Genomic DNA, 12,016 nt, shown 5'->3' with positions numbered 1-12,016 from the left:
GGCCGTGGTCGCCTCCGCGCGAGTCTCGGTGTCGTCCGTGGTGTTCGGGTCTGCTCGGGTCTGCTCGGGGATTCGGGTCTTCGCGGAGGGATCCGGCGGACCGGTGCCGTCCGTGTCGCCGCCGCCCGACCGGGTGTCCCCGGGCGGTCCGCGGCACACGGGGCGAACCCCCGCGTCCGTCCAACGAGTCGATCGTGGGACGGTCACCCGGCCGCTTCCCCCGCCGGGAGCCCGGACGGCGGTCGCGCCCGCGCGACGGCGCCCGGCCCGTACCCGTAAAGCCCCGCCCGCCCGCGACGCCCGCCCCGCGCACCCGCCCGCGCGGTCCCTCGACGTACCCCCGGTGCCGTCAGGTTGTTCCGGAGTACGCGACGTCCGGTACGAGGTCACCGCCCCGGCCCTGCCTAGGGCGTGTCCGGACCGGACACCCCGGATACGCCGGACGCGCCGGAGCCGACGGACCGCAGGAGCGCGTCCAGCGCGCGCCCGAACACCGCACGCCCCACTCGCGCCTCCAGCGCCGCGAGCCGCCGTGGCACCCCGCGCACCCGGGCCTCCTCGGTCCACACCACCACCGACCCGGACCCCGCGGGCCGTACCTCGATCACGGCCCAGCCCCGGATGGTCCGGCCCCGTTTCTCCAGCCGGCACCGGCCGACCCCACAGGCGCCGGGCGGTGACCACTCCACGATCTCCATCGGATCGTCGAACCCGGCCCGCCCGATGCCCGTACGCACCACGAACACCGAGCCCACGACCGTGTCCGGCGGCCGGGGGCCGGCCGGGACCACCGACGTCAGGGGGATCAGCGCCGCGTGCGCCCGCCAGTCGGTGACCCGCCGCCACACGGCGGACGGCGCCGCCGGAACCGTACGCTCCAGCCGGAAGGCCGTCACGGTACGTCCCCGGACGCGTCCGCCACGACCAGCCCGCCGGGCAGCCACTCCTCGATCTCCGCCCGCGCGTCCGCGGACAGCCCCGCGTCCGTCACCAGGGTGTCCACCTCGGCCAGCCGGGCGAAGGAACTCAGCCCCACCGTGCCCCACTTGGTGTGGTCGGCGATCACGACCACCCGCCGCGCCGACCGGACGAAGTTCCGGTTGGTCTCCGACTCCGCCAGATTGGGCGTCGAAAGACCGGCCTCCACCGAGATCCCGTGCACCCCGATGAACAACACGTCGAAGTGGAGGGAGCGGATCGCCGCGTCGGCGACCGGACCCACCAGGGTGTCGGACGGTGTCCGCACCCCTCCGGTGAGGACCACCGTCGCACCACCGGGCCGGGTGGACGCGGCTCCGGGCCGGGTACGGTGCGCGTGGTACAGCACATCGGCGGCGCGTACCGAATTGGTCACCACCGTCAGATCCGGCAGCGCCGCCGGATCGGTCAGCAGCCGGGCCAGCGCGAACGCCGTCGTCCCCCCGGCGAGACCGATCGCCGTACCCGGCGCGATCATCGCCGCCGCGGCCCGTGCGATGTCCTCCTTGGCCCGCGGCTCCAGACCCGACTTGGCCTCGAACCCCGGCTCATGGGTACGGGCCGCCGCGACCGGCACCGCGCCCCCGTGGACCTTCTCCAGCACCCCTTGCCTGGCCAGGGCGTCCAGATCCCGCCGTACCGTCATATCGGAGACCCGGAGCCTGCGCGTCAACTCGTTGACGCGCACCCCGCCGCGCCTGCGCACCTCGTCGAGGATCAGCGCGCGCCGCTGTTCGGCGAGCAGGTTCTGCTGGTCGGTCACCGGGGGAGCCGGTCCTTTCGTCGTCGACACCGGTCAGGCGCACGCGGGCGCGTGGGGCCGCCGCGCCAACACGGTCCCCCGACCGTGATCCTCATCCTGCCACGACCCGCCGCACGCGCAGGCGCGCCGACTCCGTGACCCGGGGCCCGGGAACTGTCACAATCCGGGGCGCTGAGAAGCGGCGTCCGCGCGCCGCGCCCCACGGCCGCCACCCACGGCCTCCGACCCGGAGAGCGAGTCGCCGACGTGTCCGCTGAACCCCCGTCCCCGCCCGCCCCGGGCCCGGCGCTCGAACTCCTCGTCCACGGCGTCGGCGGGGCCACTCCCCAGTCCATGCTCGGCGACCCCCGCACCGTCCGGATATCCGGTGACGACAAGGCCGCCGTCTTCCGCCGCGCCGACGACGAACACGCCGACACCGACCCGGCGCGCGGCCGCGGCGAGCCGGTCCCCGAAGCGTACGTCTGGTCCAATCTCACCTCCGGCAACAGCGCCCGCGCCCTCTGGCTCCTGCTGCTGCCCTTCATGGTCGTCAACCTCGCGCACTGGATGCGCCCGCGCGCCTGGGGCCGGGCCAAGTCGATGCGGCTGTACGGGGCACTGGTCCGGCTGATCGCCCTCAGCCTGACCGTGCTGATGACCGCCGCCGCCTGCGAGGTCGCCCTCGATCTGCTGGCCTGGCAGTGCGCGGGCACCGAACGGTGCACCGGGGAGCGGTCCTGGCTCGGCTTCCTCGCCGCCGACCGCGGCGGCTGGTGGTCCCAGCCCGGACGGCGGCTCGCCCTCGCCGCCCTGATCCCGGCCGCGCTGGTCGGACTGCTGTGGTACCTGTCCCACCGCACCTGGACCGCCTACGAGTCCCAGCGCCCCCCGACCGGCGCCGACGTGGCCGACGGCGGAACGGGCCCCGCGGACGACCCCGGACCCGAGTCCGAACCGGATGTCGAGGAGGAGCAGCCGGAGGAGGACGACGGGACCGGCGCGGGCCGCTGCCCGGGCGTCCCGCCGAGGCCGCCGCTGCGCCCGGCGCTCGGCCGGCCCGGATTCTGGTACGGCCGCCGCCATGTCGCCCGGCTCCGCGCCGCCCACACCGCCGCCGGATTCCTCACCGTCGCCGCCGCCGTCACCGGGGCCGCCGCCCGCCACGACCGGGCCGGCGGCTCCGCCGTCCCGGCGATCTGGGGCCGCCTCCTGGAAGGCGCGCTGCTCATCGGACTGGTCGCCGTGGTCTGGGTGGTCTCCCGCCGCGCCCGTACCGAGCGCCGCTTCGACGCCCGCGCCGACCGGACGGCCGTCACCGCCCTGCCCGGCGCGGCACTCGCCCTCCTCGCCCTGTCCCTGCTGTACGCCGCCTGGTCCCGACCCGCGTGGGAGTCGTCCGGCACCCTGCCGGGCGCGTCGCTCTTCGCCGTACTCGGTGTGCTCCAGGGCGGGTTCGTCCTCGTCCTCGCGGTCGTCGCCGTCGTCCTCCAGCGCCGCGCCCGGCACGCCCGCAGCGTCCTCGGCGGTCTCGGCGGGCCCGCGGTCACCGTCCTCGCCTGCGCCCTGGGCGGGGTGATGACCGGCGGGATCGCCCAGCGGGTCGCCGACTGGCTGGACGGCTCCGGCACCCCGGGCACCCCCGGCACCGACGGCCGGATCCCCGGCCCGCCGACCCTGCTGAGCTGGCAGGCGTCCGTGATCCCGGTCCTGCTGGTACTGCTGCTGGTACCCGCCGCCGCCTTGGCGCTGCGGACCTGGCGGCGGGCCCGCGCGTTGGCCCGTACCGTCGAGGCCGAGTACGAGGCCGTCGAATCCCGTCCCGCCACACCGGGAATCGCCCGCCTCGGCGACAACGGCTGGCGGCCCGACACGATCCGGACCCGGGGAATCTCCCGGGTCCGGGCGGCGGCCCGGATCACCGACTCGGCGCCCACGATCATCGGGGTGGTCGCCGTGCTGACCGTGGCCCTCGGCGCCGGCGCGGTGACCGGGGCCGGGCTCAGCGGGGACGTCCCCGGCCGGGCGTTCGGCGGCGGCTTCGCCGAAGCGGCCGCCGAGACCGCCCAGTCGCTGGGCTCCTGGCTGATCGGCTTCGGATTCCTCCTCTTCGTCACCTGGGGGCGGCGCGCCTACCGCGACGCTTCCGCGCGGCGCACCATCGGAATCCTGTGGGACGTCGGCACCTTCTGGCCGCGCGCCGCCCACCCCTTCGCGCCGCCCTGCTACGCGGAACGCGCCGTACCCGATCTGACCTGGCGGATGTCGACCTGGACCGAGCGGACCCGCAGCAGCGGCGGACGGCTTGTCATCTCCGGCCACTCGCAGGGCAGCGTGCTGGCCGCGGCGGCCGTATGGCAGCTGTCGCCCGAGGTCCGCTCCCGGGTCGCGCTGCTGACGTACGGCTCACCGCTGGAGCGGCTGTACGGCCGCTGGTTCCCCGCCTACTTCGGCCCCGAGGCGCTGGCCGCGCTCCGCGACGAGACGCACTGCTGGACCAATCTGTGGCGGCATACCGATCCCATCGGCGGCCCGGTCCTGGTGCCCGAGGGGGCGCGGCCCGCGCCCGACCGTCCGGCGCTGCGGGATCCCGTCGCCTACGGGCGCTCGGCCCGCCGTCCGCTGCCGGACCCGATCCTCGGGCACTCCGACTACCAGGCCGATCCGGGGTTCGCCGCCGCCCGTACCGAACTGCTCCGGCTGATCCCGGGCGTGCCCCGCCAGCCGGGTCCCGGCCGCGGCGGGACCGGGGCGGTCAGCGCGGCTCGGGCAGATCGTCCGGGTACAGCAGGGTGAGGGCGTCGGTGTCGGCCTCGTCCAGGGCGGCCACCCGGCCCGCGTGCCGCTCGACCATCGCCTCGAAGGTCTGGCGCGCGGTCCGGCCGTTGCCGAACGCAGGGCCCTTCGGCAGCTTCTCGAAGTAGGCTACGAGCGCGTCGGCGGTGCCGTCCGCCAGCCGGTACTCGTGCTCGTCCGCCTGCCGGCGCACGATCCGCAGCAGCTCGTCCGCCGCGTAGTCCTGGAAGGTGATGGTCCGGGAGAACCGGGACGCCACACCGGGGTTCACCGCGAGGAAACGCTCCATCTCGGCGGTGTAGCCGGCGACGATCACCACCACCGCGTCCCGGTGGTCCTCCATCAGCTTCACCAGGGTGTCGATGGCCTCCTTGCCGAAGTCACGGCCGGAGTCCTCGGGGGAGAGGGCGTACGCCTCGTCGATGAAGAGGACCCCGCCCCGGGCCCGGTCGAACGCCTCCTGGGTACGGATCGCGGTCGAGCCGATGTGCTCGCCGACCAGGTCCACCCGGGAGACCTCCACGAGATGGCCCCGCTCCAGCACCCCGAGGGCCGCGAGGATCTCGCCGTAGAGCCGGGCCACGGTGGTCTTCCCGGTACCGGGGGAGCCGGTGAAGACGAGATGGCGGCGGACCGAAGCGGCCTTGAGGCCGGCCTCCTGACGGCGCCGGCCCACCTCGATCATATTGGTGAGGGACCTGACCTCGCGCTTGACGCTCTCCAGCCCCACCAGCGCGTCCAGTTCGCCCAGGACGTCCTCGGACGCGCGGGCCTCGACGGGCGGCGCGGCCACCGGCCCGGGGGCCGGGGCGGGCGGTACGGCGGAGGCGGCTCCGGTGGCGAGCGGACCCGGGGCGGCCCTGGTGACGGTGGCCGTCACCGGGTCCGCGGACAGGGCCGGCACGGCCGCCGGCGGCCGCACCCCCGACTCGTCACCGGTGCAGTCCTCGACGGTCAGCAGCCCCCGGTCCGCGAACTCGTAGCCGCCCCGGTCGCACCGCTCGGTGCGGCAGCCGCTCAGGGCCGTCCGGCAGCCGTCCGTCACATGGAATCCATAGCCCCCGCTGCCGGTGACCCGGCAGTCGCGGAACGTCCCCCGGCCCTCGGCGGAGACATAGAACCCGGCCTCGGCCGGGGAGGTGACTGTACACCGCTCGATCAGCGGATCCGCGCCCTTGGTGACGATCACACCGGTCTGCGCGCCGTCGACGGTGCAGTTGTTGAGGGTGCCGCCGCTGCCGTGGTCCCGGAACCAGGCGCCCGTGGACGCCTGGGTGATCCGGCAGTCGTCGAGCTGGGCGGTGGCGCCGTCGCTCACCGAAACGGCGGTGTTGCGGATCTGCGAGAGGTCGCTGTCCACCACGTCCGCGCGGGAGCCGCGGTCGAGGACGAAGAGCGCGTCCGGAACGTCGTGGACCCGGCAGGCGTCGAGGACGACCGTCGCGCCGTCGCTGATCCACACCGCCGGGTAGTCGCCGGTGCTGTCGTATATCTCGCACTGGTTGGCGTCGACCCGGGTCCCCGGATCCCAGACCGAGAGCCCGTTGCGGCCGAAGGCGCGGACCGTGGACCGGGTGAGCGTCAGCACCGAACGGGACCGCAGATCGATCGCGTTCTCCGGGACGTCGTGGATATCGCAGTCGGAGAGCGTCAGGACCGCGTCCGTGTCGAGGGTGACGCCGTCGGCGGTCGTCCGGTGCACACTGGAGCCGTCCAGCATCGCCGACGCGCGGGCGGTGACCTGGACCCCCGCGCCCTTGATCTCGTAGATCTCGCAGCCGACGGCCTCCAGCACACTGCCGTCGCCGGAGACGCTCAGACCGGCGCCCGACGCGTGGTGCACCCGGCAGCGCTCCAGCCGGGGCCGTCCGCCGTCGCGCACCGAGACCCCGGCCCGGCCGGCGGCGACGACCTCGCACTCCTCGAACACCCCGCCCCCGCCGTCCAGGACGGCGATCCCCACCCCGGCGGGATTGTCGACGGCGACCCGGCGCACGGTGGGCCGCGCGCCGTCGCGGACCTCGACCCCGGCCGCCGACCGGGTGGAGATCCGCAGATCCGACAGCTCCGGCGTACCGTCCTCGACCAGCAGGGCGGGCACGGTGGCGTCCTGACCCTCGACGTAGAGGTCCCGTATGGTCGCCGAGGCCCGCACGGTCAGCGGTACGCCGTCCACGGGCGCGATCCGCACCGAGCCGACGGCACCCTCCGGCCCGCGCAGAGTGACGGCCCGCAGCACCACGAGGTTCTCGCGGTACGTACCCGGTGCCACGGTCAGCACATCACCGTCCCCCGCGGCCTCCAGGGCCGCCGTGAGGGACGCGTACTCCCCGGTACGCCGCCGCCACCGCGACGTGCCAGTGTGGGTGACCTGGACCGTACCCTGTGCCATCGTGCTGCTCTGCCCCCACCTCGTGGTGTGCGCGCGGCGCCCGGCGACCCCGGAATCGCAGCGCCATTCGCGACCCGCCGGAGCGGGTCGCCCCACCGTAGCGTGTACGGGTGGCGGCAGTTGACGCATCGCGGGGCCGGCTGCGTGTTGAGGGCGGTCCGGAGACGATTGTCACGCGGGCGGCGGGCCGGAACGGGGCGGACAGCCGGTCCCGGCGGGGCCGTGCGGCCCCGCCGGCCGGTGTCCCGACCCCTGTTCCGCCGGTCAGTAGCCCTGGCCGCCCGGATACGGGCGCTGGTACTGGGGGTTGTAGGCCGCGGGGCCCTGGCCCTGCGGTTGCACCGGCCGGGGCGCGGCCGGGCGCATCGCCTCGTACCCGGCGGGCGCCGGGCGCTGCGGCTGGGGAGCCCCGGGACCGGGATAGCCCCGCGGGGGCGCGGTCTGCGGAGGCACGTAAGGGGCCGCCGCCTGCTGAAGCTGCCCCGGATATCCCCCCTGTTGTCCATAGCCGTACGGGGGCGCGGGCTGGGCCGCCGATGGGCCCGCCGGGAGGGCGGGCAGCGCCGCCGGGAGCGCCGGAGGATAGGCACCGGCGCCGGTGTCGTAAGGGGAGGGCACTCTGATCGGGGCGATCTGAGGCGTGCCCCGCTCCGCGACGAGGGAGTCGTAGATCGGGGTGTCGGCGAAGAAGGGTGCGGAGTAGTAGCCGCCGCCGTAGGAGGAGCGGGGGGAGGTCATGGCTCATAAGTTAAGGGTTGTGCTGTCGGTTGGGGAGTCCGGAAAGGGGGTTCTTTCGCGGGACGCGTCGGGTGGTGGTGCCCCAATGGGAGCGAACCCGGGAAAATCGGTCGCGAAACAACGCAAGAATCCTGTAAAGGGCGAGCTGAGGACGGGTTACCGGCGAGTCGGGGTCCCCGATCATGGGCAGGAGGGCAATAGGTTGGCCCGATCCGCACGACGCGACATGAGACAACCGACACGACACGACACGACCGAAACGGCCCGGGCCGGCGGTCCGGGGACCCGGACCCCGGGATGGGGGAGGCTCCATGTCCATGCTCAAAGGTGCCAACACTCCGGTGCCGGCGCCGAGGGTCCGCGTCGAACTGGCCCGGCGCACGGGCCCGGCGGTGCCCGATACCGACTTCTCGGCCCTGCTGCTCGACGCGGGTACGGGCAAGGTCAGGTCCGACGGCGACTTCGTCTTCTACAACCAGCCCGCGCACGATTCCGGGGCCGTACGGCACGAGGGGAAGCGGACCGCGTCCGGCGAGGTGACCGACACGGTCGCCGTCGATCTCGACCGGGTCGAGCCCGGCGTCGACCGGATCGTCCTCGCGGCCTCCTCCGACGGCGGCCCGTTCGGCCTGGTGCCGGGGCTGACCGTACGCGTCGTGGACGCCGGATCCGGTGCCGAACTCGCCCGCTACGACACCACCGACGCCACCGTGGAGACGGCGCTGGTCATCGGCGAGCTGTACCGGCGTCAGGGCGCGTGGAAGTTCCGGGCCGTGGGACAGGGGTACAGCCGCGGTCTTGAGGGCCTGGCCACCGACTTCGGTATCACCGTCGACACCCCGGCGCCGCCGCCCGCGCCCGCCGCCCCCGCGCCCGCCCCCGCTCCTGTGCCGACTCCGACTCCGACTCCGGCCCCGGCCCCGGCCCCGACGCCGGCCCCGGCCTCGACTCCGGCGCCCACCGCTCCCGTACGGCTGACGAAGGTGACGCTCACCAAGGAGTCGCCGACCGTCTCCCTGACCAAGCAGGGCGGCACCTCCGGCGCCCTGCGCGTGAACCTCAGCTGGCAGGTCCGCAAGCAGTTCAAGGGATGGGGTGCCAAACTCGGCCGGGCCATGGTCCTCCACGGCGACCTCGACCTCGATCTGTGCGCCCTGTACGAACTCTCCGACGGCAGCAAGGGCGTCGTCCAGGCCCTCGGCAACGCCTTCGGGTCGCTGCGGCAGCCCCCGTGGATCCATCTCGACGGCGACGACCGCACCGGCGGCACCACCGGTGAGAACCTCACCGTCAACCTCGACCACCAGCGCCACTTCCGACGCATCGTCATCTTCGTCACCATCTACGAGGGCGCGCGCAGCTTCGCCGATCTCGACGCCACCGTCACCCTCACCCCGCAGCACGGCGCGCCCATCGAGTTCTCCCTCGGCGAGTGCACCGTCCCCTCGACCGTCTGCGCCCTCGCCCTGATCACCAACACCGGATCCGAACTGGTCGTCAAACGGGAGGCCGAGTTCCTGGTACCGCGACGCGGCGTCAGTCCCCAGCGGACCATGGACCAGGCGTACGGCTGGGGCATGAACTGGACCCCCGGCCGCAAGTGACACCGCGCCGGGCCGCGCCGGTTCAGCCGCGGCCCGGCGGTCAGCCTTCCTCGGGCGCGGGCGCGGGGTTGCCGGGGCGCGCGTACACCCGCCCCTTCCACGCCGCGCCGCGGCCCCGGTAGTGCTGCACGGCCGAGTCCACCGTCATCCCCAGATACAGCAGCGCCGTCACCGGCAGAACCGGCGCGAGCAGCGGCGACACCCGGTAGTACCGCAGCATCGGCAGATACGTCCCCACCATCAGCGCCCAGGCCGCGCCGCCCGCCCACGCCGCGAGGGGGTCGCCGCCGGCGAGCCCCGCCACCAGCGCCACCGGCGGAACCGCGTACACCAGCAGCAACCCCAGCACCGTGGCCATCAGTAGCAGCGGATGGTGCAGCAGTTGGGCATAGGCGCTCCTGGACACCATCCGCCACAGATCCACCAGCCGCGGATACGGCCGTACGCTGTCCACGCCCTCGGCGAGACCGAGCCAGATCCGGCCCCCCGACCGCCGTACCGCCCGCGCCAGGGCGACATCGTCGATCACGGCCCCCCGGATCGCATCCGGCAGCCCCGCCCGCTCCACCGCCGCCGTCGACACCAGCACACAGCCGCCCGCCGCCGCGGTCGTCCGCCCCCCTGGCCGGTTGATCCACCGGAACGGATAGAGCTGACAGAAGAAGTAGACGAACGCGGGCACGATCAGCCGCTCCCAGCCGCCCGCCACCCGCAGCCGCGCCATCTGCGACACCAGATCGAGCCGGTGCGACCGGGCGGCCGCCACCAGCGACCGCAGAACGTCCGGGGCATGGGCGATATCCGCGTCCGTCAGCAGCAGATACCCGGGCTCCCCGCCACCCGGGACCACCGGACCGCTCCGGGCCGCTGCCATCCCGTGCCGCAGCGCCCACACCTTGCCCGCCCAGCCCGGGGCCGGTTCACCCGGACGGACCACCCGCAGCGGCAGTCCGCCGTGCTCGTCGGCGAGCGCCCGCGCCAGCTCGCCCGTACCGTCCGTACTTCCGTCGTCGACCAGGACGACCGAGGCCCGCCCGGGATACTCCTGCGCCAGCAGCGACGGCAGGCTCGACGGCAGCACCCCGGCCTCGTCCCTGGCCGGGACGACGACCGCCACATCCGGCCACACCCCGGGATCGGTCCGCGGCGGCAGCCGCTGGTCCGTCCGCCAGAACAGACCCCGGGCCAGCAGCAGCCACACCCAGGAGAGCAGGGACACGACGGCGATCGCGGCGAGGACGCTCATGGGCCGCAGTCTGCCGCACGGGACCGGGCGGGCACGCTCCGTCGACTATGGTGACCGGGTGAAGATCGCGCTCATGGACTCCGGGATCGGCCTCCTCCCCGCGGCCGCCGCCGTGCGCGGCCTGCGACCCGACGCCGAACTCGTCCTCTCCTCCGACCCCGACGGGCTGCCCTGGGGTCCCAGGACCCCCGAGGACGTCGCCCGGCGCGCCCTCGCCACCGCCCGGGCCGCCGCGGCGCACCGGCCCGACGCGCTGATCGTCGCCTGCAACACCGCCTCCGTCCACGCCCTGCCCGCCCTGCGGGCCGCGCTGGAGCCCGCGATCCCGGTCATCGGCACGGTCCCCGCGATCAAGCCCGCCGCCGCGGGCGGCGGCTCCGTCGCCATCTGGGCCACCCCCGCCACCACCGGCAGCCCCTACCAGCGGGGACTGATCCGTGACTTCGCGGGCTCCGCGACCGTCACCGAGGTGCCCTGCCCCGGCCTGGCCGATGTGATCCAGTGGGCGGACGGCCCCGGTATCGAGCGGGCGGTGGCCGCCGCGGCGGCACTGACCCCCGCCGACGTCACCGACATCGTCCTCGGCTGCACCCACTACGAACTGGTCGCCGAACGCATCCGTACCGCCGTCGGCCGACCCGTCACCCTCCACGGCTCCGCCGCCGCGGTCGCCGCCCAGGCGCTTCGCCGGATCGGCGCAACGCCCGCGACCGGTGCCGCGCCCGCCGGGAAGCCCACCGTCGTCCTCAGCGGTACGGCGGTCGACACGCTGCCGCCCGAGGCGCTGGAGTACGCCGAGGCCCATCAGCTGCTCACGGCAGTCCCGACGCGCTGACCTGCGGAACATCAACTTCTCCGGCCTTCGCACGGCGGTGTGGTCCTTGCTCCGGACCCCCTGCCACGGGGCCGGATGCCGGTTACCCTGCTTCGCATGAGGGACTACTTCCCCGACCCGCCCGAGCGACCGGGCCCCGCGGCCGAACCCGTCCCCGCCGTATGGACGGGCCGTGCGACCAATCGCGTCCAGTGGCTGCTGGCCGTCGCGGGCGCCGCCTGTGTCGCGCTCGGCATCGAACTCGCCGTCGTCGCCGACTGGACCTCCGGCGTCGTCCCGCTGGTCATGTCCGTCGTCGGCTGTGTCACCGCGGGCCTGCTGATGCTCTACGGCACCCTCGCCTTCGTCCATGTCGCCGTGACGGTCGACAACGACACCCTGGAGATCCGCTGCGGCCATATGGGCCTGCCGCGCCGCCGGATCCCGCTCTCCCACGTCGTCCACGCCGAGGTCGTCCCCACCGTCACCCCGCGCCAGTGGGGCGGCTGGGGCTACCGCTGGCGCCCCGAGAAGGGCACGGCGGTCGTCGTCCGCCGCGGCGAGGGCATCGTGGTGACCCTCGGTGACGGACTGCGGTTCACGGTCACGGTCGACGATGCCGAGGCCGCGGTCCGCGCGATCCGCGACCGCCTCACACCCCGGCCGCTCCCCGGGAGCCCGGCTCCGGCCTGACGCGCCCCCGCCC

9 protein-coding genes are annotated in these 12,016 nt (G+C 74.6%); 4 read left to right on the top strand and 5 right to left on the bottom strand.

The annotated features are described in order from the left end of the window. Positions 1-404: 404 nt before the first annotated feature. Both ACFXG1_RS08565 and ACFXG1_RS08560 read right to left on the bottom strand, forming a co-directional pair. The gene (locus ACFXG1_RS08565) at positions 405-896 is read right to left on the bottom strand and encodes an SRPBCC family protein (protein WP_384718916.1); all 492 of its coding nucleotides are present in this window, start codon (positions 894-896) and stop codon (positions 405-407) included. After that, positions 893-1,741 carry a DeoR/GlpR family DNA-binding transcription regulator gene (locus ACFXG1_RS08560; RefSeq protein ID WP_384741749.1) on the bottom strand — a complete coding sequence of 283 codons (849 nt, stop codon included), beginning with the start codon at positions 1,739-1,741 and terminating at the stop codon, positions 893-895. The genes ACFXG1_RS08565 and ACFXG1_RS08560 overlap by 4 nt, the downstream gene beginning before the upstream one ends. Positions 1,742-1,987: 246 nt before the next feature. On the opposite strand from ACFXG1_RS08560, the gene ACFXG1_RS08555 reads away from it, so the two are divergent. Then, positions 1,988-4,516 (top strand): hypothetical protein, encoded by a 2,529-nt coding sequence (locus ACFXG1_RS08555; protein WP_384741747.1) that lies wholly within the window; start codon positions 1,988-1,990, stop codon positions 4,514-4,516. Here ACFXG1_RS08555 and ACFXG1_RS08550 read toward each other — a convergent pair. Together ACFXG1_RS08550 and ACFXG1_RS08545 are read right to left on the bottom strand one after the other, a co-directional pair. Further along, on the bottom strand, positions 4,476-6,908 hold the full coding sequence (locus ACFXG1_RS08550) for a right-handed parallel beta-helix repeat-containing protein (protein ID WP_384741745.1): 2,433 nt from the start codon (positions 6,906-6,908) through the stop codon (positions 4,476-4,478). The genes ACFXG1_RS08555 and ACFXG1_RS08550 overlap by 41 nt on opposite strands. Before the next feature lie 264 nt (positions 6,909-7,172). Continuing rightward, the gene (locus tag ACFXG1_RS08545; RefSeq protein ID WP_384723999.1) at positions 7,173-7,646 is read right to left on the bottom strand and encodes a DUF6643 family protein; all 474 of its coding nucleotides are present in this window, start codon (positions 7,644-7,646) and stop codon (positions 7,173-7,175) included. A gap of 311 nt (positions 7,647-7,957) precedes the next feature. Here ACFXG1_RS08545 and ACFXG1_RS08540 point away from each other — a divergent pair, with 311 nt between their 5' ends. Beyond that, complete coding sequence (locus tag ACFXG1_RS08540) at positions 7,958-9,250, top strand: TerD family protein (protein ID WP_384741743.1); 1,293 nt, start codon at positions 7,958-7,960, stop codon at positions 9,248-9,250. Positions 9,251-9,290: 40 nt separating this feature from the next. Here ACFXG1_RS08540 and ACFXG1_RS08535 read toward each other — a convergent pair whose 3' ends face one another. Beyond that, positions 9,291-10,496 (bottom strand): glycosyltransferase, encoded by a 1,206-nt coding sequence (locus ACFXG1_RS08535; RefSeq protein WP_384718049.1) that lies wholly within the window; start codon positions 10,494-10,496, stop codon positions 9,291-9,293. Here ACFXG1_RS08535 and ACFXG1_RS08530 point away from each other — a divergent pair. Beyond that, positions 10,495-11,331: a glutamate racemase gene (locus ACFXG1_RS08530; protein WP_384718047.1), complete on the top strand. Its 837-nt coding sequence runs from the start codon at positions 10,495-10,497 to the stop codon at positions 11,329-11,331. The genes ACFXG1_RS08535 and ACFXG1_RS08530 overlap by 2 nt on opposite strands. A 96-nt stretch (positions 11,332-11,427) precedes the next feature. Beyond that, positions 11,428-12,003: a hypothetical protein gene (locus ACFXG1_RS08525; protein ID WP_384718045.1), complete on the top strand. Its 576-nt coding sequence runs from the start codon at positions 11,428-11,430 to the stop codon at positions 12,001-12,003. The last annotated feature ends 13 nt before the right edge of the window (positions 12,004-12,016 follow it).

It is taken from the genome of Streptomyces sp. NPDC059248 (assembly GCF_042753905.1).
Lineage (GTDB): Bacteria > Actinomycetota > Actinomycetes > Streptomycetales > Streptomycetaceae > Streptomyces.
This window is presented reverse-complemented; position numbering and strand designations above follow the sequence as displayed.